The sequence below is a fragment of the Tomitella fengzijianii genome (assembly GCF_007559025.1).
GTDB classification, from domain to species: domain Bacteria; phylum Actinomycetota; class Actinomycetes; order Mycobacteriales; family Mycobacteriaceae; genus Tomitella; species Tomitella fengzijianii.
Window position 1 is genome coordinate 2,625,988 of the sequence record NZ_CP041765.1, and the last position, 25,022, is coordinate 2,651,009.

General features: G+C 70.8%; 22 protein-coding genes and 1 riboswitch. Of the genes, 8 read left to right on the forward strand and 14 right to left on the reverse strand.

What is annotated here, in order from left to right; translation table 11 throughout:
- Window positions 1-4: 4 nt before the first annotated feature.
- Complete coding sequence (locus FO059_RS11880; protein ID WP_233266705.1) at window positions 5-2,368, forward strand: Stk1 family PASTA domain-containing Ser/Thr kinase; 2,364 nt, start codon at window positions 5-7, stop codon at window positions 2,366-2,368.
- 27 nt (window positions 2,369-2,395) lie between these two features.
- Here the strand turns inward: FO059_RS11880 and FO059_RS11885 are convergent, their stop codons facing one another.
- The 8 genes from FO059_RS11885 to FO059_RS11920 form a co-directional block, all read right to left on the reverse strand.
- Window positions 2,396-3,784: a class II 3-deoxy-7-phosphoheptulonate synthase gene (locus FO059_RS11885; RefSeq protein WP_143909016.1), complete on the reverse strand. Its 1,389-nt coding sequence runs from the start codon at window positions 3,782-3,784 to the stop codon at window positions 2,396-2,398.
- Window positions 3,785-3,845: 61 nt separating this feature from the next.
- On the reverse strand, window positions 3,846-4,379 hold the full coding sequence (locus tag FO059_RS11890; RefSeq protein ID WP_143909017.1) for a polyadenylate-specific 3'-exoribonuclease AS: 534 nt from the start codon (window positions 4,377-4,379) through the stop codon (window positions 3,846-3,848).
- A gap of 41 nt (window positions 4,380-4,420) precedes the next feature.
- A complete protein-coding gene (locus tag FO059_RS11895) occupies window positions 4,421-5,176 on the reverse strand; it encodes a lysophospholipid acyltransferase family protein (protein ID WP_143909019.1) in 756 nt (251 codons plus the stop codon).
- 163 nt (window positions 5,177-5,339) lie between these two features.
- On the reverse strand, window positions 5,340-6,320 hold the full coding sequence (locus tag FO059_RS11900; RefSeq protein WP_143910708.1) for an ROK family protein: 981 nt from the start codon (window positions 6,318-6,320) through the stop codon (window positions 5,340-5,342).
- Between the two features lie 65 nt (window positions 6,321-6,385).
- On the reverse strand, window positions 6,386-6,907 hold the full coding sequence (locus FO059_RS11905; RefSeq protein WP_143909021.1) for a hypothetical protein: 522 nt from the start codon (window positions 6,905-6,907) through the stop codon (window positions 6,386-6,388).
- On the reverse strand, window positions 6,904-8,121 hold the full coding sequence (locus tag FO059_RS11910) for an ArsA family ATPase (RefSeq protein ID WP_158726375.1): 1,218 nt from the start codon (window positions 8,119-8,121) through the stop codon (window positions 6,904-6,906). Before FO059_RS11910 ends, FO059_RS11905 begins: the two co-directional genes overlap by 4 nt.
- A gap of 35 nt (window positions 8,122-8,156) precedes the next feature.
- On the reverse strand, window positions 8,157-8,591 hold the full coding sequence (locus FO059_RS11915; RefSeq protein ID WP_143909025.1) for an SRPBCC family protein: 435 nt from the start codon (window positions 8,589-8,591) through the stop codon (window positions 8,157-8,159).
- A 137-nt stretch (window positions 8,592-8,728) separates the two neighbouring features.
- On the reverse strand, window positions 8,729-9,121 hold the full coding sequence (locus FO059_RS11920) for a polyketide cyclase / dehydrase and lipid transport (RefSeq protein ID WP_199256990.1): 393 nt from the start codon (window positions 9,119-9,121) through the stop codon (window positions 8,729-8,731).
- Window positions 9,122-9,480: 359 nt separating this feature from the next.
- On the opposite strand from FO059_RS11920, the gene FO059_RS11925 reads away from it, so the two are divergent.
- On the forward strand, window positions 9,481-11,295 hold the full coding sequence (locus tag FO059_RS11925; RefSeq protein WP_143909027.1) for an AMP-dependent synthetase/ligase: 1,815 nt from the start codon (window positions 9,481-9,483) through the stop codon (window positions 11,293-11,295).
- Window positions 11,296-11,365: 70 nt separating this feature from the next.
- Here FO059_RS11925 and FO059_RS11930 read toward each other — a convergent pair whose 3' ends face one another.
- From FO059_RS11930 to FO059_RS11945, 4 genes are all read right to left on the reverse strand, one after another.
- The gene (locus tag FO059_RS11930; protein ID WP_143909029.1) at window positions 11,366-12,490 is read right to left on the reverse strand and encodes a glycosyltransferase family 4 protein; all 1,125 of its coding nucleotides are present in this window, start codon (window positions 12,488-12,490) and stop codon (window positions 11,366-11,368) included.
- A gap of 61 nt (window positions 12,491-12,551) precedes the next feature.
- Complete coding sequence (locus tag FO059_RS11935; RefSeq protein ID WP_143909031.1) at window positions 12,552-13,889, reverse strand: hypothetical protein; 1,338 nt, start codon at window positions 13,887-13,889, stop codon at window positions 12,552-12,554.
- 6 nt (window positions 13,890-13,895) lie between these two features.
- Complete coding sequence (locus FO059_RS11940; protein ID WP_158726376.1) at window positions 13,896-15,056, reverse strand: C40 family peptidase; 1,161 nt, start codon at window positions 15,054-15,056, stop codon at window positions 13,896-13,898.
- A gap of 236 nt (window positions 15,057-15,292) precedes the next feature.
- Entirely contained in the window at window positions 15,293-15,964 is a 672-nt protein-coding gene (locus FO059_RS11945) for a C40 family peptidase (RefSeq protein WP_143909035.1), read from the reverse strand.
- A gap of 15 nt (window positions 15,965-15,979) precedes the next feature.
- Window positions 15,980-16,132, reverse strand: a riboswitch (cyclic di-AMP (ydaO/yuaA leader).
- 419 nt (window positions 16,133-16,551) lie between these two features.
- Between FO059_RS11945 and FO059_RS11950 the strand changes: the two genes are divergently transcribed.
- Complete coding sequence (locus tag FO059_RS11950) at window positions 16,552-18,264, forward strand: DEDD exonuclease domain-containing protein (RefSeq protein ID WP_233266743.1); 1,713 nt, start codon at window positions 16,552-16,554, stop codon at window positions 18,262-18,264.
- A 70-nt stretch (window positions 18,265-18,334) separates the two neighbouring features.
- Entirely contained in the window at window positions 18,335-18,610 is a 276-nt protein-coding gene (locus tag FO059_RS11955; RefSeq protein ID WP_143909039.1) for an Lrp/AsnC family transcriptional regulator, read from the forward strand.
- 82 nt (window positions 18,611-18,692) lie between these two features.
- Here the strand turns inward: FO059_RS11955 and trpD are convergent, their stop codons facing one another.
- Both trpD and FO059_RS11965 read right to left on the reverse strand, forming a co-directional pair.
- Window positions 18,693-19,781 carry an anthranilate phosphoribosyltransferase gene (gene trpD / locus FO059_RS11960; protein ID WP_143909041.1) on the reverse strand — a complete coding sequence of 363 codons (1,089 nt, stop codon included), beginning with the start codon at window positions 19,779-19,781 and terminating at the stop codon, window positions 18,693-18,695.
- 117 nt (window positions 19,782-19,898) lie between these two features.
- On the reverse strand, window positions 19,899-20,360 hold the full coding sequence (locus tag FO059_RS11965; protein WP_143909043.1) for a hypothetical protein: 462 nt from the start codon (window positions 20,358-20,360) through the stop codon (window positions 19,899-19,901).
- A 216-nt stretch (window positions 20,361-20,576) separates the two neighbouring features.
- Here FO059_RS11965 and ctaE point away from each other — a divergent pair, with 216 nt between their 5' ends.
- The 4 genes from ctaE (at window position 20,577) to qcrB (ending at window position 24,946) form a co-directional block, all read left to right on the forward strand.
- Window positions 20,577-21,188, forward strand: a complete 612-nt coding sequence (ctaE, locus tag FO059_RS11970; protein ID WP_143909045.1) for an aa3-type cytochrome oxidase subunit III — start codon at window positions 20,577-20,579, stop codon at window positions 21,186-21,188.
- A gap of 79 nt (window positions 21,189-21,267) precedes the next feature.
- The gene (gene qcrC, locus FO059_RS11975; protein WP_143909047.1) at window positions 21,268-22,173 is read left to right on the forward strand and encodes a cytochrome bc1 complex diheme cytochrome c subunit; all 906 of its coding nucleotides are present in this window, start codon (window positions 21,268-21,270) and stop codon (window positions 22,171-22,173) included.
- Window positions 22,170-23,330, forward strand: a complete 1,161-nt coding sequence (qcrA, locus tag FO059_RS11980) for a cytochrome bc1 complex Rieske iron-sulfur subunit (protein ID WP_143909049.1) — start codon at window positions 22,170-22,172, stop codon at window positions 23,328-23,330. Before qcrC ends, qcrA begins: the two co-directional genes overlap by 4 nt.
- Entirely contained in the window at window positions 23,327-24,946 is a 1,620-nt protein-coding gene (gene qcrB / locus FO059_RS11985; protein ID WP_143909051.1) for a cytochrome bc1 complex cytochrome b subunit, read from the forward strand. Before qcrA ends, qcrB begins: the two co-directional genes overlap by 4 nt.
- Window positions 24,947-25,022 lie beyond the last annotated feature (76 nt).

Consider the following 25,022-nt stretch of genomic DNA (forward strand, 5'->3'; position numbering starts at 1 on the left):
CTACTTGAGCCCTAGAGTCAGTCGGCTCGTCGGCGCGGTGCTCGACAACCGCTACCTCATCGAGGCGCCGATCGCGCGCGGCGGGATGTCCACCGTGTTCCGCGGGACCGACCAGCGCCTGGGTCGGCAGGTGGCGGTCAAGGTGATGCACGCCGAATTCGCTGCGGACCCGGCGTTCGTGTCCCGCTTCGAGTTCGAGGCCCGGTCGGTGGCCGGTCTCAAGGACCCCGGGCTGGTCTCGGTCTACGACCAGGGAATCGACGGCGATCACGCTTTCCTGGTGATGGAGCTGGTGCGGGGCGGTACGCTGCGCGAGCTCCTCCGCGAGCGCGGCCCCATGCCCCCGCACGCGGCCGCGGCCGTATCGCGGCCCGCCCTCACCGCACTTGCGGCGGCGCACCGCGCCGGCCTGGTCCATCGGGACGTCAAGCCCGAGAACGTGCTGATCTCCGACGACGGCGACGTCAAGCTGGCGGACTTCGGGCTGGTGCGCGCCGTGGCCGGCACCAACTCGACGTCCAGCAGCGTCATGCTCGGCACGGCCGCGTACCTGGCCCCGGAACAGGTCAGCACCGGGCACGCCGGGCCTGCCTCCGACGTCTATGCGATGGGCGTGCTGCTTTTCGAGATGCTGACGGGGCGCACGCCGTTCACCGGCGACACGAACCTCGCCGTCGCCTACCGGCGCATCGAAGAGGACGTGCCACCACCCGGAAGCGTGATCGCAGGCGTCCCGCGCGAGTTCGATCAGTTGGTGCGCCGCGCCACCGAGCGCGACCCGGCCGACCGGTTCCAGGATGCCGCGCAGATGGGCGCGGCGCTAGATTCGGTCGCCACCCGCCTGCACCTGCCCCGCTTCCGCGTCCCCGCACCGCGCAACTCCGCGCAGCATCGCTCGATGGTGGTGCCGCCGCCGCGGCCGCAGCCGGAGGAGGCGACGACCGCCCTGAGCGCCGCACGCCCGGACCACGACGCGGACGGCGGCTCCGACTCGACCACCGTCCTGCCGGCCGGGGCGGCCGCCGCGGGTGCCGCGGGTGCCGCGGGTGCCGCGGGTGCGGCCGCCGCTGCCGCTGCCGACGCAGGAATGGCCGCACCTGAGCCCTGGGCGCCGGGCGGCGACGGGCCGTCCGAGACCCGCCGGTACACCGCGATGCACCCGCGTGCCGATGGTGCCGACGGCGTGGACGGCGTGGGCGGCGAGTACGGGCAACAGCACGACGCCGCCCCCGGCGACGCGGCCGCGGCGACGGAGCGGCCTTATGACGACACGGCCACCCACCAGCGGCGCCGCTCCCGCCGGTCGGCCACCGTATGGGCGGCCCTGATCGCGGTGCTCGCGATCCTTCTGGGCGTGGCCGGATGGTGGTTCGGTTCCGGGCGGCTGACCACCGTGCCCGCCACCGCGGGCATGGACAAGGCGGCCGTGCTCGCCGCCGTGCAGGATGCGGACCTGGACCCGGAGGTGCGCGGCGTCTACTCGGACACCGCCCCAGTCGACCAGGTGCTGGGCATCAACCCCTCCGGCGGCACCCGCGTGAACCGCGGGTCGACGATCACCGTCAGCGTGTCGCTCGGACGGCCGTCGATCCCGCAGATCACCGGGAAATCGACCTTCGACGCCGTCATGGCGCAGCTGAAGGAACGATCCCTCGAGCCCACCCGGGGCTCGGACGAGTACAGCGTCACCGTCGCCGCCGACCACGTGATCCGCATCGACCCCGGGCCCGGCACCGTGGTCCCCGTGGGCTCCGCGGTCACTGTCACGGCGAGCAAGGGGCCGCCGCCCGTCCACATCCCCGACGTCGCCGGCAAGACTCCGGAGGAGGCGACGAAGCTGCTCGCCGACACGCATCTGCGCGTCGGCGGGCAGCGGACCGCCTTCGATCCCGGCGTCGACGGGGGCCGGGTCTCCGGAACCGACCCCGCCCGCGGCAAGGTCGTCGACGCCGACAGCCGCGTCACCCTGATCGTCTCGAACGCCATCTCCGTCCCCGACGTGTCCGGCAAGTCGCCCGCGGCCGCACGGTCCGCTCTCGCGGACGCCGGCATAGAAATGGTCGACGGCGGCACGGTGTCCGGCACCGACGCGCGCGCGGGGACCGTCGGGAAGACCGCGCCCGCCGCGGGCGAGCGGGTCGATCCCGCACACGCGCAGGTGACGGTCTACGTCTCCGACACCACCGTCGTACCGAATCTCGTCGGCGACACGGTGGGCTCCGCCCGATCGACGCTGGCCGGCCTCGGAGTCGACGCGCGTGTGCGTCAGCTCCTCGACTCGGACAACTCGCTCGTCATCGCGCAGTCGCCGTCCTCCGGCACCCACATAGAGCCGGGCGCGACGGTCACCGTCACCGCCGTGCCTTGACGGCGGGCGGCGGGCCTGCGCGGCAGGTCAGCCGCGCAGCATCTCCGCCACCAGGAACGCGAGCTCCAGCGACTGCTGCGTGTTCAGCCGCGGGTCGCACGCCGTCTCGTAGCGACCGCCCAGGTCCATGTCGGAGATCGCCTGAGCGCCGCCGAGGCACTCGGTGACGTCCTCGCCGGTCAACTCGATGTGGATGCCGCCCGGGTGCGTGCCCAGCCGGTTGTGCACCTCGAAGAACCCCTGAACCTCGTCGACGATCCGATCGAAATCGCGGGTCTTGTAGCCGGTGGAGGACTCGTGGGTGTTCCCGTGCATCGGGTCGCACTGCCAGATCACCTGGTGGCCGGTCGATTCGACCTTCTCGACGATCGCCGGAAGGACGTCGCGCACCTTGGCGTTGCTCATGCGGGATACCAGCGTGAGGCGGCCGGGCCGGTTGTCCGGGTCCAGCCGCTCGACGTACTCGGCCGCCATTTCCGGCGTGGTGCCGGGCCCGATCTTCACCCCGATGGGGTTCGACAGCAGCTCCGCGAAGGCGATGTGCGCGTCGTCGAGGCCGCGCGTGCGCTCGCCGATCCACAGGAAATGCGCGGACAGGTCGTAGAGGCGAGGCTGCTCCGAGGTCTCCGTGTCCAGCCGCAGCATGGCGCGCTCGTAGTCGAGGACGAGCGCCTCGTGGCTGGCGTAGATGTCCGAGCTGTACAGCGCGGGATCGGTGACCCGGCAGGCGTCCATGAACCGCAGACCGCGGTCGATCTCCCCCGCCAGCGCCTCGTACCGGGCGCCGGCCGGCGAGGTCCGGACGAATTCCTGGTTCCAGTCATGTACCTTGCGGAGGTCCGCCATGCCCGAGCTGGTCACGGACCGCACCAGGTTCATCGCGGCGGCCGCGTTGGCGTACGCGCGCACCAGGCGGGACGGGTCGTGCACGCGCGCGGCCGCGTCCGGCGCGAATCCATTGACCATGTCGCCGCGGTAGGACAGCAGACCCAGTGCGTCGGTATTGGCCGATCTCGGCTTGGCGTACTGCCCGGCCACGCGGGCGATCTTGACCACCGGCATGCTCGCGCCGTAGGTGAGCACCACGGCCATCTGCAGCAGCGTGCGGATATTGCCCCTGATGTGCGGCTCGGTGTTGTCCGCGAAGGTCTCCGCGCAGTCGCCGCCCTGCAGCAGGAACGCCTCGCCCCGCGCCACCTCCGCGAGCTTGTCCTGCAGCGATTGCACCTCTGCGGGAACCGTGATGGGCGGCACCGATTCCAGCACGGTGCGCATGGCCCGCGCGTGGTCCGGGTCCCACCCGGGCTGCTGGGCGGCCGGCCTGGCCAGCGCCGCGTCCAGCTGCTCGCGCATGCTCTGCGGCAGCGGAGGGAGATCGGGCAACAGGTCGATGGGCACGTCGACAGTCCAGTTCACTCCCCCAGCCTATGCGGCTACGGAAGCGGGGCGCATGCGAGGCCCTCAGAAACCCGGAAACTCACCCGAGCGCGGCGCCTGTCGGATGACCGCCCGCCCGGGACGCCTCGATGGCGCGGAACTTGGCCAGGTTGTGCCGGGCGTCGGCCAGCGCGTCGTGCGCGTCGCCGGGTGCGGGCGGCAGCACGGGGCTCCCGCAGTCCTGCCACCGCTGCTTGAGCTCGCGGGTGAAGCGCGGCATGTACCGCGGGAGCGCCGTCATGTCGCCCCACAACTGACACAGCACGACGTGGTCGTAGGCGCCCACCCAGGCCCAGAGCTCGATCTCGCCGGGGCGGACGCGCTGCGGGTCGCGCCCCTCCAGCAGAAACCCGGCGAGGTCCTCCCGGATGCGGCTGCGGGAACCGTAGGCCTTCGACGACGGCGACGGAAGCTTGTCGAGGACGTTCGCCCGCACCCATCGGCCGGCGCGCGTCGGATCGAATTCCGTGGACACCGCGTAGAACTCGCGGCCGTCCTCCGCCACCACCCCGATGGACACCAGCTCGATGGTGGTGCCATCCTCGATGAACTCGCAGTCGTAGAAGTAGCGCACCCACTCACAATAGTGGCGCGCCTCGCCCACCGGGCGCCGGGTCAGCTCGCTTCGGTATCCGGGATGCGGGGGTGCAGGGCGGCCACGCGCGCATCGTGTGCACCGGTTCCGCCGACCGGCGCCGGGCCGCCGTCCTTCAAGCTGGCGGCGTAGATGTCGACGTACTCCTGCTCGGAGAGGTTCATCAGCGCGTACATGATCTCGTCCGTCACGGCCCGCTCGATGAACCTGCTGCCCCCCAGCCCCTCGTAGCGGCTGAAGTCCAGCGGCGCGCCCACCCGTACCGTGATCTTGGTGGGCCGGTAGCTCTTCGAGCCGATGGGATTCATGATGTTCGTGCCCATCATGGCCACGGGGATCACCGGAACCCCGCACTCGAGCGCCATGCGCGCGATCCCGGTCTTTCCCTTGTACAGCCGCCCGTCCGGTGATCGCGTGCCCTCCGGGTACAGGCCCAGCAGCTTGCCCTCCTCCAACACGCGACTGGCGGTGCGCAGCGCGGCCTGCGCGGCCTTGCCGCCCCTGCGGTCGATGGGCACCTGGCCGGACGCCGAGTAGAAGAACCGGTTGAGGCGCCCCTTGAGCCCGGGGGTGGTGAAGTATTCGCTCTTGGCCAGGAAGGTGATCCTGCGCGGCACCATCAGCGGCAGGTACAGCGAGTCCACCACCGCCAGGTGGTTGCTCGCCAGGATCGCCGGGCCGTCCACGGGGATATTCTCCAGGCCCTCGATGCGGGGACGTCCGAGCACGCGCAGCAGTGGACCGATCAAGATCTGCTTGAACAGCCAATACCACATGCGCCACTCCTCCGTTTGCCTGATCGCCCGACCTCGATGGCCCCCGGATACTCTACCGAGCTGCGGTGCACGTCACCACAGAGGCACCGCCGCGGCCCGCAGAGCGCGGGGCCCACCGACATGCGGCGGAACACACCCGTCGACGCCCCCATTGTGCGCCACATCATGGCGCTTCGGCCCCCCCGCCGCCGATCCGGTCCGTCCCCGACGCCGCGGCGTTCCGGCGCGCCAGCTCGGCGGCGCCGACCATCGCCGCCGCGACTCCGAGCTCGCTGCGTCTGATGCGCGCGAGTCGCCTGTGCCCCGCCCCGGTGACGAGCCCCGCATACACCCGGCGCGCGTCGTCGAGGAACAGCGGCGCTGAAGTGGCGACGCCGCCCGCGACGACGATCAGGTCCGGATCGAAGACGTCCGCCACGATCGACAGGCCCATCCCCAGCCAGTACGCGAAGTCCGCCATCGTCTCGAGTGCCACCGGGTCCCCGGCGGCCGCGGCATCGGCAACAGCCGCACCGGTCACGCCGTCGGGGGCGCGCCGAAGCTCCGACGGCCTGCCCGGCTCCGCGGCCAGCAGCTCCGCGGCCGTCGCGGCCAGCGCCGTCCCGCTGCAGTACCGCTCGAAGCACCCCGACTTGCCGCACGCGCACTGGCGGCCCCCGGGAACCACCTGCAGGTGCCCCAGCTCCGGGGCCACGCCGTTGGAGCCCCGGTAGAGACGGCCGTCGACGAGCAGTGCGGCGCCGATCCCGGTACCGATGGCCAGTACGGCGACGTTCTCCCCCGCCCCCGCGGGCCCGAAACGCGCCTCGCCCCACGCGGCCGAGTTCGCGTCGTGCTCCAGGAAGACCGGCAGGCCTACGCGGGGCGAGATCCGGGCCGGCACCGCCGCATCCCGCCAGGGCAGGTGCGGCGCGAACCGCACCGTCTGCTGATCTCGGGAGACGAAGCCCGCCACAGCCAGCCCCACCGCGGAAACCGCATGCCGCCCGGACAGTTCCCCGATCACATCGACGAGCGCCTCGTCGAGTGCGCCGGCATCGGTGGGCGTGTCCACCGAGACCGCGTCGACGACGGCGCCCGTCGGGTCCACCACTGCTGCGCGCAGGTTGGTGCCGCCGATGTCGATTCCGATCGCATGGTCCAACCCGGCGGCCTGGCCCGGTCCGGCGCCGTGCGCGTCGCCGGATTCGGTGTCGAGGTCCGGATCGCTCACGTCATCCCCTCACCCGGGGGCGCCTCGACCGTGACCGCGATGGGCTCGAAGCGCGGCGCGCGGCGCGCCGGCTCCTCCTCCGGCGCACCCGTGTCGTCCGTTCCACCCTGCGCCTGCCGGCCGGCCGCCGCGCCGTCGCTGGCGGCGTCGTGACCTGCGGCGCCGTGACCTGTGGTGCCGTGACCTGTGGTGCCGTAATTCGCAGCGTCGTGATCTGCGGCGTCGTGATTTCTGAGCGAATCGGCGAGGAGGTCGCGCAACGCGGTCAGCAGGGCGACCCCCTGCGTTCCCAGTGCCGTCAGCAGCGGGTGCTGCTCGCCCTTCGACAGCGCGACGAGCGCACAGAGCGGACACCAGGTGCATGTCGCCTCGGGCGCGCCGGGCCCCGGCGAGATCTGCGCCACCAACGGCGTCACCGCCCCGAGGAACGAGGCGAGCGCCTCACGCACCTCGTCGCTGATCTGTGCGGCCGCACCCTCGGCACCGTGGCCCCGGGTGCTGTACTCGGACTCGGTCACAGCGGCCACACCTCAGGGTCCGGCCGGAAACGGATGCGCAGGACGCCGTCACCCAGTGCGCCGTCCTGCACCGCGCACCTGCGCAGCACCGGCGCCAGCGGCACGCGCCGCCGCACGCCGCCGGCCGTCAGGATCAGGTCGTCGCCGGCCCTGCCCGCCTGCACCGTGTCGGCGAACGGCAGCCGCACCGACAGCGCGTACACCGATTCGAGGCCTGATCCCGACTCGAGGCGCACGCTTGTCGCCGGCGCGCACCCGCCTCGCTCACCGATCGCGGTGGCGCCGCCGGCATCCGGTGCCGGGCCGGCGTGCACGTCCAGGGCCCCCAGTGCGCCGGAGAGCCGCGCGAGCGCCTCCACGCCGACAGGCTCGTCCTCCGCCTCGGGTACCCGCACGACGCGGACGCCTTCGTAGGCCTCCGCCTCGTCCGCGCTGCGGGAACGGTTGATCACCACGGAATGCATCGGCGGCCCCGCCAGCGCCAAGGCTGTGAGTATGCGGCGGGTCTCCGCGGTGGCCACCGCACCGGGCGCCGTGACCACCGTCACTGCGCTGCGCGCAGGATCGCCCACGAGAGAATCGATGCGCGAAGCCGAAGCGTCGAGCTGCTCTGCGGCACCCACCGCCGCAAGCATGCGGGCCGACGACGGGATCCGGCCCAGGCGTCGGTGCCTCGGCCAGAGCCTCTCGAGGTACGCACCCAGAGCCGACGGCGTCTCGAACATCCGCAAGGCCGCCCCCGTGGGCGGACAATCGATCACCACCCGGTCCCAGCGGCCGCTACCGGCGAGCTCCGCGATCTCAGCCATACCCAGGAATTCCTGCACGCCCGGCACGATGGTGAGTTCCTCCGGCAACAGCTCCCCCGCCGTCGCCGCGATCCGGGCGCCGGTCACCGTTCCGACCAACGACCTCCACCTGCGCGCCGCGAGCTCCACGGTGTCCAGCTCACGGAGCTCGAGTGAGCCGCCGCCCGTTGCCGCGGTCGGCCCGCTCCCGGGGAGGACGTCGACCCCCGCGGCGCCGGACTCGCCGGCGTCGGACTCGCCGCTGTCGGACTGCAGGGGCGCGCCGCAGCAATCGGCACCGAACACGTCCCGCAGCGAGTGGGCCTCGTCCAGGGATGTCACCAGCACCCGCTCGCCCGCGCGCGCGGCCGCCACCGCCGACGCGGAGGCGATGGTCGACTTGCCCACGCCGCCTTTCCCGACCACGAAATGCAGCCGGGTCTTTGCGACGTCGTGCTCGCTCAGGCCTCCACCCGCTTCTTCAATTCGCCCAGCGCCGTGTTGATGATGACCTTCTCCGCTTTGCGCTTGAGCAGTCCGATCATCGGAATGTGCAGGTCTACCGCCAGCTCGTACACCACCTCGGTCCCGCCGTCGCGGGGCGTCAGAACGTAGGAGCCGTGCTGCGACTTCTGCAGTTGTCCCTCGACGAGTTCCCAGCTCACCGACATGCCGTCAGCGGCCCAATCGTAGGCCAGCACGTAGGTGTCCTTGACCATCCCGGCATCCATCACGAACCGCGCCGTGTGGATGCGGCCGTCGTCGCCGGTCTCCAGGACCTCGACCGACGTCACTGCCGACACCCATTCCGGGTAGGCGGCGAGATCGGCGATGGTCGCCATCACCACGCCCGGCGACTCAGCCACGGTGATCGCACCGCTCGTACTGTCTGCCATCGTCAGAAACGTTTCCTCTCCATCGGCTCCCGCAGCCACGGCTCCCGCCGCCGCGGTGCCGAACCGCGGGCCGTCCGGAATCATCGTCGGCCACTCCGAAGTCGCTGCCGCCCGGATGCTGCCGATCCGGCTGGAATCTACCTTGCCGTGCGATGCCCCGGCGGCTCCCCCGCAGCCCTGCCCGCTTCGAGGATCGACTTGATCTCGAACATCATCCGTCTCCCGGCGACCCTGCGACGACGGTTCTCCGCCGCCAGGCCGCCGGCGGGGGCCGACGGCCGCATCGCCTCGGCATGCAGAAAATAGTGGAGCACGACGCCGTCGAGCGCCGGCTCGAGCCACACCTCCATCGTCCCCTCGAGTGGCCCGGCGACGGTCCAGCGGACGCCCTTGTCGCCGCGGTCCTCCCGGACCTGGAGCTGCAGATCCGGCCACCAACGCCGCCAGCTGCGCGCGTTGCGTACCGAGACGGCCGCGTCGTGCGCCGGGGCGGCGATGAATCCCTGATCCGCGACCTGGATACCTGTCACGGATTGAGCATCACACAACAAGGTGAACGAGCACACATCGCCCCCGTGCGCAGGGCCGCCCACTCCTGCCGCCGTCCGTCCGCAGGCGACGGTTCCGCGCCGCAGGCCGCGGACACCGCACAACCGGCAGGGCGCGCGGGTTAAGCTGCCTCAAGGAATGGTGACCGTCGAGTCAGGAGTCCGGTACGGCCGTGTCCGTCCGCGGCCCGGTCGGCCACCCTGGATCAACGGCCCCCTACAACTCGGCCCAGATTTTTCGGCAAGGAGTTCGGCGCACTCGGATCGGCCTTCGGCATTGCGACCCCGGCACTGGCGAACCCGTCGCGCGCGGCGATCTTCGGCGCTCGAGAGGACCTCAGGTGCAAGAATTCACGACTCCGGCGGCATTCACGATCGCCGACGACGCCTCGGCCGTCGACGCGGTCTTCGACTTCGGCGCGACCGACCCCGCGCTCGCGGTGTTCGACCGGCTCATCGACGGCAGGTGGACCGCGGTGCGCGCCGACGACTTCGCGGCGCAGGTGCGCGGCGTGGCCAAGGGGCTCGTCGCCTGCGGTGTGGAACCCGGTGACCGGGTGGCGCTCATGTCCGCCACCCGGTACGAATGGTCGCTGCTGGACTACGCGATCTGGGCCGCCGGGGCGACCACGGTCCCCGTCTACGAGACCTCCTCCGCCGGCCAGGTGGAGTGGATCCTCGAGGACTCGCAGGCCAAGGTCCTCGTCGTCGAGCACGACCAGCACACCGCGACCGTCGCGCAGATCCGCGACGCGGCGCAGGCCCTGGACTCGGTCTTCCAGATCGAGCCCGGCGGCGACACCCCCGACGGCGCCGTCGCACACCTCACCGAGCGCGGTGCGGACGTGGCGGACACCGTCATCGACGACCGCGTAAGCGGCCTCACCGCGGAGAGCCCCGCGGTCCTCATCTACACCTCAGGCACCACCGGCCGCCCCAAGGGCTGCCGGCTGACGCACCGCAATCTCCTGGCTGAATCCGAGGGCGCCATAGCGGCGTTCCACACCGAGCTCCGCAGGGGGCGCCGCACCCTGATGTTCCTGCCTATGGCGCACGTCCTCGCGCACGCGATCAGCATCGCAGCCTTCCAGAGCAAGGTCACGCTCGGGCACTTTTCCGACATCCCCACGCTGGTCCCCACGTTCGGGAAGTTCAAGCCCAATTTCATCCTCTCGGTGCCGCGCGTGTTCGAAAAGGTCTACAACACGGCCCGCCAGAGCGCGCACGACGACAGCCCGCTCAAAGGGCGGATCTTCGACCGTGCCGACGATGTGGCGGTCGCCTGGAGCCAGGCGCAGGCCGACGGCGGCGCGGGGCTGCTCCTGCAGGCCCAGCACGCGCTTTTCGACAAGCTCGTGTACTCCAAGCTGCGTGCGGCACTGGGCGGCGAATGCGAGGTCGCCATCTCCGGCGGTGCGCCGCTCGGCGCCCGGCTGGGCCACTTCTTCCGCGGCATCGGCGTGACCATCTACGAGGGCTACGGGCTCACCGAGACCACTGCGGCCGTCGCCGTGAACACCATCGACCACATCAAGGTGGGCACCGTCGGCCGTCCTCTGCCGGGCAACTCCGCGCGCATCGCCGAAGACGGGGAGATCCTGGTGAGCGGCCCCGTCGTGTTCAACGGGTACTGGCGCAACGAGGACGCCAGTGCCGAGGCGCTCGAAGACGGCTGGTTCCACACCGGCGATCTGGGCTCGCTCGACGCGGACGGCTACATTTCCATCACCGGCCGCAAGAAGGAGATCATCGTCACCGCAGGCGGGAAGAACGTCGCCCCCGCCGGGCTCGAGGACAGCCTGCGCAGCCATCCGCTGATCAGCCAGGCCATGGTGGTGGGCGATAAGAAGCCGTTCATCGCGGTACTCATCACCATCGACGAGGACGCATGGCCCGCGTGGAAGGAACGCAACGGGAAGACCGGCGACGCCACCGTCGCCGATCTGACTGCCGACCCCGACCTGGTCGCGGAAATCGACGGCGCAGTCAAGGCCGCCAACCGCACCGTCTCACACGCCGAGTCCATCAAGAAGTTCCGGATCCTGCCGAAGGACTTCTCGGAGGAGACCGGCGAGATCACTCCGACGATGAAGCTCAAGCGCAATGTCGTCGCCGAGTCGTACGCCGGGGACATCGAGGCGATCTACTCGAAGTGACCCGCTTCCCGGCCGTTCCCGCAGCACAGGGGAACGGCCGGGACGATCGGGCAGGTGACGGCCCGGCCGTTCACAAGAGTTCGCGCAGCCGTCCTGCGAGCACGTCCCAGCGCCAGTGGCCCCGTACCCATTCGCGCCCCGCGGCCCCCATGCGGCCGGCACGGTCGGGATCCTCGAGCACCCACGCGACGGCGTCGACGATCTCCCCCACGTCGCGGCCGTCGACCACCCGCCCGGTTTCGCCGTCGAGCACGGTCTCCGGGGCTCCCCCCGAATCGCCTGCCACCACCGGCACACCGCACGCGGACGCCTCCAGGAACACGATGCCCAGGCCCTCCACGTCGAGCCCGGCTCCGCGCGTACGGCACGGCATCGCGAAGACGTCGCCCACGTTGTGGTGCGCCACCAGTTCGTCGCCCGGCACCGAACCCGTGAACACGACGTGGTCCGCCACGTCCATCCGGCGGGCGAGTGCGTGCAGCGTGTCCGAGTAGGGCCCGCCGCCGACGATCAGTAGCGTCGCCCCGCTGATGCGCGCCCGGATCCTGGGCAGCGCGCGGATGAGCATGTCCTGGCCCTTACGTGGCACCAGCCTGGACAGGCACACGATCACGGGCCGCTCGCCCAGCCGGTACCGGCGGCGCAGTTCCACGCGCGCGGCCGGATCGGGGCGGAACTCGTCGCTGTCCACGCCGGGCGGCAGGTGCTCGAGCGCCGCCCGCGGTCCGAAGGCCGCGGCGAACCGGCCCCGCGTGTAACGGCTCACATAGGTGATGACGTCGGCGTCGTCGCCTATCCGGCGCAGTGATCGCCGTGCGCCGGGCAGCATCGACCAACCCACCTCGTGCCCGTGGGTGCTGGCGACGATGCGGTCGGCGCCGGCCTTCCGCATCGTCGGGCCGAGCAGGGCCAATGGGGCGGCCGCCCCGAACCACACCGTCGAGCATCCGTGCGACCGCACCAATTGCCGGGCGCGCTTCGCCACCGACGGCGTGGGCAGCATCAGCGTCGTCGGATGCCGCACCACCTCGAACGGCTGGGCGGCATCGAAACGCACGTGCGAGTCCCTCCGCCAGCGCGGCGCATACACGACGAGGGATTCCGGTGGAAGCTGCGCAGCGAACGTGTGCAGGTATGACTGGATGCCACCCGCGCGCGGCGGAAAATCGTTGGTCACCAGCAACGTCCTGTGCATGCTCACACCGTATGCGGTTCCGGCCGACCGGGCGGATCCGACCCGCGACGTCCGCCGCCGGTCAACCGAACCTCGAGGCCAGCCACTGCGACCAACCGCTCGCGAAGTCGTTCATCTTGACGCCGATCGCCTTGTCCAGCGCCTGGTCTTGCGCGGCGGCGTCGAGCCCGCCCACGCCGAGTGCTTCGTGCACCGAGCGCAGCCCGTCCTCGCCGTACGTGGCGACGATGTAATCCGCCGCCGAGCGTGCGAGCCGGTACGCGAGCGCGGCATTGGCCCCCGTGAAGTCCTTGTTCTGCGGCAATTCGTCGGGCGCGCCGTGCGCGGAGACCATCGCGGCGACGAGCGGCACCGGAGCCGGGGCGGACACGACGCCGACTTGCCGCTCTGCGACGTAGTCCGCGGTGCCCTCGAGCAGCCAGGTCGGTGCGCCGCGCCCCACGTCCGCGCGGACCGCCGCATGGGCGAGCTCATGCTGCAGGACCATATGCGCGTCCGCGGACGGCATCCTGGTGAGGGCGCCGGGCGCGAATACGATGCGCTGTCCGTTCGCGGGGGTGTCGGAGTCGAGCGAGATGGTCGCCGCGGCGACGTCCGTGCGGTCGGCCGGGTTGCCGGTCAGACCCGAGAACTCGTCGGCACTGTCGGAGATCTCCACGACGACGGTGCGGTCCCATCCCTCACCCCAGAAGTCGGTGACTGCGGCGACCGCGCCCGGCAGAATGCCGCGCACACGGTCCGCCTCGGCCGCATCCTCGGGGTGGCTGAGTACGAGGGACCCGCCCGCGCCGTCGATCGGGACCGGCGTCTGTTCAACCGGGCCGTAGGCCCACGACCCCGCGGGCAGGGTCGCATGGGTACCGTCCTGGAGCTCCTGAGTGCTCACCAGAGTCCAATGATCGCCGCGCCGCGCGGCGATCAGGCCGACGGGGGTGTGAATCATCGCGTCGTCGACCCCGTCGAGCCGGAAATCCAGGTAAACGGGCGGCCCCCAGGCGTCGATCGCGCCGAGCCGCTCCGCTATCGACGCGGGGACGAACACCTCGGGATCGTCCCCGATGTGGAATCCGAAGTCCGCGAAGTCGACCGACGCCAGGTTGCGCGCCAGCGCCAATTGCGATTCCAGGAAACCCGGCGCGGCCTGCGGGTCCACCAACCGCCGGAGTGCGTCCTCGTCGTCGTTCTGCAGCGCGGTCGCCCATGACGCCAGCAACGCATTCACGCCGTCGTGCCGCGCCTGCTGGAACGGCGAGAGCGGCTCCGAGTCGGCGGTCGCGCTCGGGGTGGACCCGGTGCCGGCGTCGGACGCACAGCCCCCGAGGAACAGGAACGCCGCCGCGAGAACGGCTGCCGCGGCTCTCGCGGGCCGGAAGTGAGCGGCCTTGGTGGTGCCGGGCATGGCGTCCTAGTAGCGCCGGACGTTGTGAATCGGGAAGGAGTCGACGGCCTGCACCTTGACCGGCACCCCGAATGTGGAGGCGTGCACCATCATCCCGTTCCCCGCGTAGATCCCCACGTGTGAGACGTCGTCGTAGAAGGTGACCACGTCCCCCGGCCGCATGTCGGCCGGGTCGACGGGGGTGCCGCCCTGCGCCTGCTGCTGACTTGTGCGTGGGACGTCGATGCCGACCTGGGCGTAGGCCCACTGGACGAGACCGGAGCAATCGAACTGGTGCGAGCCCGTCGCGCCCCAGACGTACGGGTCGCCGATCCGGGTCAGTGCCACCTGGAGTGCCGCGAACTCCGGCCCGGAGCCGACGATTCCGGCGATGTCGAATCCGGCCGGAACCAACGCCCCGGCGAGCTGCGCACGCGCGGCGCCCGTCATCTGCCCGTACAGCCCGCGCACCTCGTTGATGCGGCCTTGGAAGGCTTCCTGCTTGTCGCGCAGCCGGTCCTGGGCGTCCTGCGCGGCCGCCGTGGCCTGCGCGGCCGCGTCCGCCGCCCGCGCCGACTCCGCGCGCGCCGCACGCGCATCGGACTCGGCCGACTTGTACTCGGCCAACTGACGCTCGGTCTCGAAGGTGACCTGGTCCAGCACCGACATCTGATCGAGGAGTTGCTGAGGCGACTTGCTCAGCATCAACGCGTACAGCTTGTTCACCTGCACGCCTTGATAATTGGCGGCAGCGACACGGTCCGCCGTGCCGCGGTACCGGTCCACCGCGGCTTGCGCCGCATCGACAGCGGCCTGCGCCGCATCCCGGCGGGCCTCGGCCGCATGCTGATCGGTCACCGCGGCATCGACCTGCTGCTGCTGCGCCAGCACCGCCTGGTTGGCACGCTCGGCCTCGTGGGACAGCGTGATGATCTGGTCGACAGCAGCCCCGGGATCCGTGGGCGCGGGTGGCACGGTGAACGCCGCGGCCGGGTCGGGTGCTTCCCGGTGCGCCCGGTCCGCCGCGGGGGCGGGGGGCTGTGTCGCGGGCTGCGCGTCGACGATCGGCACGGCAGGGCCAGGCTGCGGATCCGCGCCTGCCTGCCCCACCACCGAACCGCAGACCAGCGCCACGGCGAGCGCCGTGACCGATCCGCGCAGCGTAGGCAGGCTGTGTCTGGAGACCACCGCGCGCATTCCCCCCGTCCTGTTCACACGACCGCGGTAGGCGGCCGGTCATTCGGTGTGACCCTCGCCCGCCCGGTGCGGACGCACGAGCGCATCGCGCGCCTCCACGCCGGGCGGCGGAGCCGCACGGGTCGGACGTATCGGACGGAAGTCGCGATCGGGACGCCGAGCGGCAAGGTCGCGAACAGGTTACGAAATCCGCCGACGACTGTCCAACTTCCGAGGTGAAGCCCGCATCAGAGGCGGCGGGCCCCTTCGGCGTTCATGACATTGAGGTCCGCGTACTTCACGGGCACGCCCGAGGTGGTGGCGTGCACGATCTGCCCGTCGCCCACGTACAGCGCCGCGTGGCTACCGCCGTTGTAGATCACGATATCGCCGGGCTGAAGGTCGTTGAGCGACACCGCATGCCCTGCGGCCGCCTGGTCGTAACTGGTGCGCGGCAGCTGCACGCCGGCCTGCGCGTAGGACCACTGGATCAGACCGGAGCAGTCGAACGCGTTGGGCCCGTTGGCACCCCAGACGTACGGCGAGCCGACCTTGCTCTCCGCGGCGGCGAGCGCGCGCGCACCGGTGCTGTCCTGCGTCGAGCCCAGAGAATCGCCCGTCGACGAGGCGCCGAGCGAGTCCGAGACTCCGCGATCGATGGAGATGTCCGGCAGATCGATGCCCGCCGGAATCGCGAATCCGGCCGGAGCCTGCGAGAGCATCGCGTCCGTCGTCGGGATCTCGGGCAGGGTCACGCCCTCCGGGACATCGAAGGTCCCGACGCCCTGCACGGTGACCGTGTCCGCGGCGGCGGGCGCGGCTGCGAGCCCGATCGTGCCGGCCGAGACGGCCCCGATGGCGAGTGCGCTGCGCGCGGTGGTGCCCAGCGCGCTCTGCTTCTTCAACCTGTGTTTGGCCACAGCCCAGGTGTCTCCGTTTCTTCCTCTTACCGCCGACCGGGTTAGCTGACGGGTTCGGGCTAGGAAGACTGCCCTACCGCGAACGTGCTGGTGCACGCAGCGGATTCACCCCAGAACTCAAGTGGGTCCCCGATTCGATGCGCCGCATCGATTAGGCGGTGACCTGCGCCCCGCGCCGGGTGGCGCGGCGTTGCATCGCAAGGTCTCGGAAAGATTACGAAACGGACACCATTCGTGTCCAGCCGCCACGGCGGCGAACCCCCCATCCGGACGCGCGCCTCCGCACCGACGGCGGCCCCGACGACCCGCCGTCCGGCCGGCCCCGCTCCCGTCGACATCCGCGAACCCACCGCGATTCGGCGCTGACGCGCAGTTCAGCGCCGATTCCACGCCGTCCCCGGCGGCACGGCCGGTCGCGGCGGCCGCGTCGGCGCGGTCGCCGGGTCGCACCAGTGTGACGCTCATCGCTTCCCGTCCCACGCATCGGGACCGGCGCCCTGTCGGAGGCGCGGCCTACTCTGGTCGCCGTGACGGACCACGCGACGGCCACCCGGGACCCCGGAGGTGAGCAACTTCGGCTCGACCGCATGGACGCCGCACTCAGCACCACCACCTTCGTCGTCGTCGACATGGAGACGACGGGGGGTCGAGCGGGCACGGACGCGGTCACGGAGATCGGCGCGGTCAAAGTCCGCGGCGGCGAGCGCCTGGGCGAGTTCGCGACGCTCATCGACCCCGGTCGCCCCATCCCGCCGTTCATCACCCGGCTCACCGGGATCTCCGACGCGATGGTGGCGGGGGCGCCGCCGATGTCCGCCGTGCTGCCGCCGTTCCTGGAGTTCGCGCGCGGCGCGGTCCTGGTGGCGCACAACGCCCGGTTCGACATCGGATTCCTCAAGGCGGCCGCGGCGGCAGCCGACACCGCGTGGCCGCAATTCCCGGTGCTGTGCACGGTGCGCCTGGCCCGACGTGTGCTGGGCCGCGACGAGGCGCCGTCCGCCAAGCTTTCGGCGCTGGCACGGTTCTTCGACGTCAGCACCCCGCCCACGCACCGCGCCTTGGACGACGCCCGCGCCACGGTGGACGTCCTGCACGGACTACTCGGGCGTGCCGGCAGCGAGGGCGTGCACACCTTCCCGGATCTGCTCGCACACATGTCGCCGGTAAGCAAAGCTCAGAAGACCAAACGCCACCTGGCCGATCCTCTCCCCCACGAGCCCGGCGTCTACCTGTTCCGCGGCCCCTCCGACGAGGTGCTGTACGTCGGCACCGCGGTGGATCTGCACCGCCGCGTGCGCACCTACTTCACCGGCTCGGAGAAGCGCGCACGCATGAAGGAGATGGTGGCGCTGGCCGACAGGATCGACCACGTGACGTGTGCGCACGAGCTCGAGGCGGAGGTGCGCGAGCTACGCATGATCGCCGCGCATGCTCCGCCGTACAACCGCGCGTCCAAGCAGCCCTCCCGCAGCTGGTGGGTGGACCTGTCCGACGAACCGTTCCCCCGCGTCGTCGTGCGCCGGCGCTGCGGGCCTGACTCGCTCGGACCGTTCCGGAGCCGCAACACCGCAGCCGAGTCCGCGGCGGCGCTCGCGGAGGCATGCGGAATCCGCACCTGCAACCACCGCATCCCCGCCGCCGGCGTGCACGGCGCGGACTGCAGCACGCTCGGCGCGATAGGCGGATGCCCCGCGGCCTCCCGCAGCGGCGACGACCGGGACCGCGCCTCGGCCGATCGCCCCGGGGAGACGCGCGACGAGTATGCGGAGCGCCTCGCACCCGTGCGCGCGCTGATCCACGGCCTCGACGATGCTCCGCTGGAGACTCTGCGGCAGCGCATCGACGAGTTGTCCGGGGCCTGCCTGTTCGAGACCGCCGCCCGTAAACGTGACGGGCTCGGTTCCCTGGTGTCCGCGTTGGACCGCTGCCAACGTCTCCGGGCCCTCGCCACTCTCGACGAGCTGGTCGTCGCCCGGCCGGACGGGTCCGGAGGGTGGCAATTCGCCGTCGTCCGGTCGGGACGGCTGGCCGCCGCCGGATGCGCGCCCCGGGGAGCTTCACCCATGCCGGTGGTCGACGCGCTGACCGTTGCCGCCGAGACGGTCATCCCCGGGCCGGGACCGCTGCGCGGCGCCACGGGCGGCGAGGTGTCGCTGGTGGCACGCTGGATCGGCCGCCCCGGCTCCCGCATAGTCCGCTCCACCGGCGGCTTCGTCACCCCGATCCGCGGCGCGGGCCGGTGGGCCGGCTGGGTGCAGCGGGCGCGCGACGGCCGCGCCGCGGCCGACTACGCGGGGTGATCCTCGCCGCCCGGGCCGGACAGGGGACAATGGCGCCGAGCCGTACTGACTACGAGGAGTCGAGCAACCGATGATCACCGCCATCGTCCTGGCCGCCGTGGAACCCGCCACGATCCCCGAGGCCGCGCAGGCCATTGCGGACATCCCCGGCGTCGAGTCCGTCTATTCCTGCGCAGGCGACGTCGACATCGTCGCCGTCGTCAAGGTGCGCGATCACGAGGCCGTCGCCGACGTGGTCACCGGCGGGATCAACAAGATCGCCGGCATCGTCCGCACCACCACCCACATCGCGTTCCGCTCGTACTCCAGCGTCGACGTCGAAGAGGCGTTCTCGATCGGCGAGTGACGCCGCGCCGGCCGCCTCCCGCACGGGGGCACCACCGAGGCTCACAAGCCGCACCGCGTTCCGGGCCCGGACTCTCCGCGCGCTACGAAGCGGCTTCGTCCGCCGCCGCCCGAGCGCTGACGTCCGCCCATCGCTCCAGCAGCGCAGCCGCGGCACCGGAATCGACGGCCTGCGCGGCCGCGGAGTACTGCGCCGCGACCCGCTCGACGACGGTTCCCGTGCCGCCGTTGTACGCGGCAAGGGCGGCGGCCGAGTTGAGCAGCACCGCGTCGCGCACCGGCCCGGGCTCGCCGGCGAGCACCGCGCGGGCCACGGTCGCGTTCTCCTCGGCGTCCCCGCCGCGCAGCCGATCAAGGGGCACGGTGTCCACGCCGAGATCCCGCGGGTCCAGCGACTGCTTGGACACCGCTCCTTCCTCCACCAGGTACACGGTCGACGTGGTGGAGGTCGTCAGCTCGTCGAGCCCGTCGTCGCCGCGCACCACCAATGCGGACTGGCCGCGTTCCGCGAACACGCCCGCCACCGTCTCGATGAGGTCCGGGAATGCACAGCCGATGAGCCCCGACCGCGGACGGCCCGGGTTCGTGAGAGGACCGAGGACATTGAAGACCGTGGGAATCCCGATCTGGCGGCGCGGAAGACCCGCGAATCGCAGAGCAGGGTGATACAGGGGCGCAAAACAGAAACCGATTCCCACCTCCCGGATGCACCGCCCGACGCCCTGCGGCCCCAGCGCGATCGTCACGCCCAGCGCCTCGAGCACGTCGGCGCCTCCCGACTTGGACGACGCCGCGCGGTTGCCGTGTTTGACCACCGGCGCGCCGGCCGCCGCCACGACGATCGACGCCATCGTGGAGATGTTCACGGTGTTGGCGCGGTCACCGCCCGTCCCGACGATGTCTATACCGTCACGCGCACCGTCGACCAGCCGCGCGTGGGAAAGCATCCCGTCCGCCAGCCCCCGAAGCTCCCCCGGCGTGGGCCCCTTCATCTTCAGTGCCACCCCGAACGCGGCGATCTGCGCCGCCGTGGCGTTGTCCCCGAAGATCTCGTCGATCGCCCACCTCGTGTCACCGGCGTCCAGCTCCGCGCCGTCCACCACGCGGCCGAGGACGCCGGGCCACGAACGCTGCTCCGGAACCGTTGCGGCCGCCTGTGCGTCCCGATCCATCTCCACCCGCCTCGTGTGCGATCCAGTTCCCGCGCACCCCCGCCGCTGCCGGCCGGGCACACCTGCTGAGCAAGCTTATCGGGCGGCGGACCGCGCGGGTTCCGGCGGTGGGTGCCGCTACTGCAATGCGTCCCATCCGAGGACGGTGCCCCCGAACCTTTGCGCGAGTCCCGCCATCCGCGCACGTTCCTGCGCCAAGTGCAGCGCGTCGAGCCGCTCGACGCGCGCCAGAGTCACTCGAACCCGGTTGCCGCCGCCCACGTGTGCCTCGCCCGCGCCCGCGACGGCAGTGACGCCGCCCGGATACCTGGTGTACCCGGTCTGCGCCCCGATGGCGACCACCTGGTCAGCCGCGTCCTCCGTCACCGACAGATGGTGGCGGGACACCGCCGGTGCGCCCCCGTCCCACGCCGGAGTCGCGGCCGCGGCCCGCTCCAGGACAGAGCCGCACGATTCCACCTCGTCCACCGACGACGCGACCACCTGGAGCCCCGGATCCGCGAGGTCGAGCGACGGCTCCCCGCGCCCGCCGCCGGTCAGCCTGGCCCACCAGCCACGAAATCCGATCCCACCGGCCACCGCCGCCTCCTTCGTCGTCGCTACTGCCCGTCCGCCCCGTCCGTCCCGTCCGCCCCGTCCGTCCCGAACCACTTGCCAGGCTTGACACGCCGAGACACACCGTCATGCTCCCGCAACGGACCGAACTCCCAGGTCAGCATGCCCGGGAATAATCCACTACGAGCAATTTCGGACCCGATTGGGCAGAAGTTACTACGAGGGGTCATACTTCCATCTGTGACGAGCGCAGTAGGGACATCAGGATCCGCCATCAGCCAACGGGTGCACTCGCTGAACCGGCCGAACATGGTCAGCGTGGGGACAGTCGTCTGGCTCTCGAGCGAGCTCATGTTCTTCGCCGGCCTGTTCGCGATGTACTTTGTCGCGCGCGCCCAGGCGACGGGCGGATGGCCGCCGGAGCCCACTGAGCTGAATCTGCCGTACGCCCTGGTCTTCACCATCATCCTCGTGGCATCTTCGTTCACGTGTCAGATGGGCGTCTTCGCCGCGGAGCGGGGCGACGTGTTCGGGCTGCGACGCTGGTACTTCATCTCGTTCCTCATGGGGCTGGTCTTCGTCCTGGGCCAGGCGAACGAGTTCCGCGAGATGGTCGCGCACGGCACCACGCTGGCCAGCAGCGCCTACGGCTCGGTCTTCTACATCACCACCGGCTTCCACGGCCTGCACGTCATCGGCGGTCTGATCGCGTTCCTGTTCCTGATCGCCCGCACCAAGATGAGCAAGTTCACGCCCGCCCAGGCCACCGCCTCGATCGTCGTCTCGTACTACTGGCACTTCGTCGACATCGTCTGGATCGGGCTGTTCCTCACGATTTACATCATCCGATAGCGCTTGACCCGCAACCGGTCGGGAACGAACACCGCATGAGGCTGTTCAGTCCGTCCCGCGATACACAAAAGGGATACCGATGAAATCATCTCCCCCACCTGTCGCCGGTGAGCCCGGTGATGACACACAGGCCACGACACCGGACCCGGCCCGCGCCAAGCGCCGCCGCAAGATCCGCCGCCGCGCTGCCGGCGGCGCCCTGCTGCTGGGCGCACTGTCCGGCGCCGGTGTGCTCGCCGCGGCACTGACCCCCACCCCGCAGGTGGCAACCGCGGACGAGGATCAGACGGCACTTGTTCGTGAAGGCGAACAGCTCTACGACCAGTCGTGCATCACCTGCCACGGCGCCAACCTGCAGGGTGTCGACGGACGCGGCCCCAGCCTGGTCGGCGTGGGCGAGGCCTCCGTGTACTTCCAGGTGGCCAGCGGCCGCATGCCCGCCTCCGCGCAGGGCGCACAGATGCCGCGCAAGAAGGTCGAGTACTCCGAGCAGCAGATCGACGCCCTCGGAGCGTTCGTCCAAGCGCACGGCGGCGGCCCCACCGTGCCCCGCAATGCCGACGGAGCGGTCGCGAGCGATTCGCTCCGCGGCTCCGGTCGCGGCGAGGACGCGCTGCGCGCGTCGGACGCCGCGGTCGGCGGCGACCTGTTCCGCCAGAACTGCGCCTCGTGCCACAACTTCACCGGCCAGGGCGGCACACTGTCCTCCGGCAAGCATGCCCCCAACCTCAACGGGGTGCCCGAAGCCCAGATCTACACGGCCATGCTCACCGGCCCGGAGAACATGCCCAAGTTCTCCGACCGGCAGCTGACGCCGGACGAGAAGAAGGACGTCATCGCCTACGTCAAGGGCGCCACCGAGGCGAATGAGCCCGGCGGGCTCGGCCTCGGCGGTTTCGGCCCCGCGGCCGAGGCGGGCGTGATCTGGGCGGTCGGCATCGTCGCCGCCGTCGGCGCCGCGCTGTGGATCGGAGCCCGTTCATGAGCAACGACGACAGCAACCGCGAGTACACCGACGAGGAACTGGCTCAGATGAGCCAGGACGAGCTGGTCAAGCTCGGCACCAACCTTGACGGCGTCGACGTCGCCTACCACCGCAAGCGCTTCGAGGTCCCCGGCACCAAGGCGGAGAAGCGCGCAGAGCGCACCGTCGCCATGTGGTTCGTCATCGCCGGCCTCGCCGCCGCGGCCTTCTTCGGCATCTACATCTGGTGGCCGTGGAAGTACAAGGGCGTCGGCGACGACGGCGAGTTCATGTACAGCCTGTACACGCCGCTCATCGGCGCCACCATGGGCATCGCGATCCTCGCCGTCGGCATCGGCGCGGTCCACTTCACGAAGAAGCTGATCCCCGAAGAGGTCTCGATCCAGCAACGCCACGACGGCCCCTCCCCCGAGGTGGACCGCCGGACGATGGCCGCGCAGCTGCAGGATTCCTACGATGCCACCGGCCTCGGCCGGCGCAAGATGCTCAAGGGCACGCTCGGGTTCGGCGCCGTCGCCGTGGGCATCATGGCCATCCTCCCGCTCGGCGGCCTCATCAAGAACCCGTGGCAGAAGCACCCGATGACCAACACGGGCGACGGGACGCTGCACACCAGCGGCTGGACCCCGCACTTCCCGGGCGAGAAGATCTTCCTGCGCCGCGACGTCGGCGACCCGCACGTGGTCGAGAAGATCCGCCTCGCCGACCTCGAGTCCGGCAGCATGGAGTCGGTCTTCCCGTTCCGCGAGTCCGACCTCGTCGACTCACCCGGGCACTCGTCCGAGGAGAAGCTGATCCACGCGATGCGCGGCGGCCGCAACCCCGTGATGCTCATCCGCCTGCGCACCGAGGACACCGCGAAGGTGGTCAAGCGCAAGGGCCAGGTGAACTTCAACTACGGCGACTACTTCGCATACTCGAAGATCTGCACCCACCTGGGCTGCCCCACCTCCCTCTACGAGCAGCAGACGAACCGGATCCTCTGCCCCTGCCACCAGTCGCAGTTCGACGCGTTGCACTGGGCGAAGCCGATCTTCGGTCCGGCGGCGCGTGCGCTGCCGCAGCTGCCCATCACCGTCGACGAGGACGGTTTCCTCGTCGCGAACGGTGACTTCATCGAGCCCCTGGGCCCTGCATTCTGGGAGCGTAGGTCATGAGCAACGCACACCTCGCCAAGGCGGCGAACAACATGGACGAGCGGTACCGGCTGTCGGCCGGCATGCGCCGTCAGATCAACAAGGTCTTCCCCACCCACTGGTCGTTCCTCCTCGGCGAGATCGCCCTCTACAGCTTCATCGTGCTGCTCATCTCGGGCATCTACCTGTCGCTGTTCTTCGACCCGTCGATGGCCGAGACCACCTACAACGGCGTCTACCAGCCGCTACGCGGCATCGAGATGTCCAAGGCGTACGAGTCGGCCCTCAACATCTCGTTCGAGGTGCGCGGCGGCCTGTTCGCCCGCCAGATCCACCACTGGGCCGCGCTGATGTTCGTCGCCTCGATCATCGTGCACCTGTGCCGCATCTTCTTCACCGGCGCGTTCCGCAAACCCCGCGAGGCCAACTGGGTCATCGGCTGCGTGATGCTGCTGCTCTCGATCGCGGAGGGCTTCTTCGGCTACGGCCTGCCCGACGACCTGCTCTCGGGCACCGGCCTGCGCATCACCTCGGGCATCATCCTGGGCCTGCCGGTGATCGGCACCTGGCTGCACTGGGCGGTCTTCGGCGGCGACTGGCCCGGCACCATCATCGTGCCCCGCATGTACGTGCTGCACATCCTGCTGATCCCGGGCATCCTGCTCGCCCTGATCGGCGCCCACTTGGCGCTGGTGTGGTATCAGAAGCACACCCAGTGGCCCGGCGCCGGCCGCACCGAGAACAACGTCGTCGGCGTGCGCATCCTGCCCGTGTTCGCCCTCAAGTCCGGCGGCTTCTTCGCCGTCACCTTCGGCATCCTGGCCATCATGGGCGGCATCTTCCAGATCAACGCCATCTGGAACCTGGGCCCCTACAACTCCTCGCACATCTCGGCCGGATCCCAACCGGACATGTACATGCTGTTCACCGAGGGGCTGGCCCGCATCTTCCCGGACTGGGAGCTCTACCTCGGCCCGTACACGGTGCCCGCGGTGGTGTGGATCGCGGTGGTCCTGGGCGTGGTCTTCGCGCTGCTGTTCACCTACCCGTGGATCGAAGCGAAGCTCACCAAGGACACCCGCCACCACAACCTGCTCCAGCGCCCGCGCGACGCCCCGGTCCGCACCTCGCTGGGCGCCATGTCGCTCGCGTTCTACCTGGTTCTGATGTTCTCGGGCATGAACGACGTAATCGCGCTGAACTTCGACATCTCACTCAACGCGACCACGTGGATCGGCCGCATCGGCGCGGTGGCATTGCCGCCGATCGTGTACTTCGTGACCTACCGGTTCTGCCTGGCACTGCAGCGCAGCGACCGTGAGGTGCTCGAGCACGGCATCGAGACCGGCCACCTCAAGCGGCTCCCGCACGGCGAGTACATCGAGGTGCACCAGCCGCTCGGACCGGTCGACGAGCACGGCCACCCGATCCCCCTGGAATACCAGGGCGCGCAACTGCCGAAGAAGCTCAACAAGCTCGGCGCCGCCGGACGCCCGGCACGCGGCGGCTGGCTCACCGCCGACCCGGAAGACGAGGCACGCGCCCTCGACGACGCCGAACACGACGGCGAAGAGCGTCAGCTCGACATGCTCCGCGAACGCCAGGAGCAGGACAAGGGAGTCGGCCACCCCGGCTGATTCCGGCGGCCACGGCCGACGGGGCAGGCCCCGGATCGCACCGCGATCCGGGGCCTGCCCCGTTTCCGCGCTCCGG

What these genes read in the sequence shown, in the direction of transcription:
- qcrA (WP_143909049.1), top strand. Translation starts at nt 22,170, where the DNA reads ATGAGCAACGACGACAGCAACCGCGAGTACACCGACGAGGAACTGGCT.
- qcrC (WP_143909047.1), top strand. Translation starts at nt 21,268, where the DNA reads ATGAAATCATCTCCCCCACCTGTCGCCGGTGAGCCCGGTGATGACACA.
- trpD (WP_143909041.1), bottom strand. Translation starts at nt 19,781, where the DNA reads ATGGATCGGGACGCACAGGCGGCCGCAACGGTTCCGGAGCAGCGTTCG.
- FO059_RS11950 (WP_233266743.1), top strand. Translation starts at nt 16,552, where the DNA reads ATGGACGCCGCACTCAGCACCACCACCTTCGTCGTCGTCGACATGGAG.
- FO059_RS11955 (WP_143909039.1), top strand. Translation starts at nt 18,335, where the DNA reads ATGATCACCGCCATCGTCCTGGCCGCCGTGGAACCCGCCACGATCCCC.
- qcrB (WP_143909051.1), top strand. Translation starts at nt 23,327, where the DNA reads ATGAGCAACGCACACCTCGCCAAGGCGGCGAACAACATGGACGAGCGG.
- FO059_RS11935 (WP_143909031.1), bottom strand. Translation starts at nt 13,889, where the DNA reads ATGCCCGGCACCACCAAGGCCGCTCACTTCCGGCCCGCGAGAGCCGCG.
- FO059_RS11895 (WP_143909019.1), bottom strand. Translation starts at nt 5,176, where the DNA reads ATGTGGTATTGGCTGTTCAAGCAGATCTTGATCGGTCCACTGCTGCGC.
- FO059_RS11930 (WP_143909029.1), bottom strand. Translation starts at nt 12,490, where the DNA reads ATGCACAGGACGTTGCTGGTGACCAACGATTTTCCGCCGCGCGCGGGT.
- FO059_RS11915 (WP_143909025.1), bottom strand. Translation starts at nt 8,591, where the DNA reads ATGGCAGACAGTACGAGCGGTGCGATCACCGTGGCTGAGTCGCCGGGC.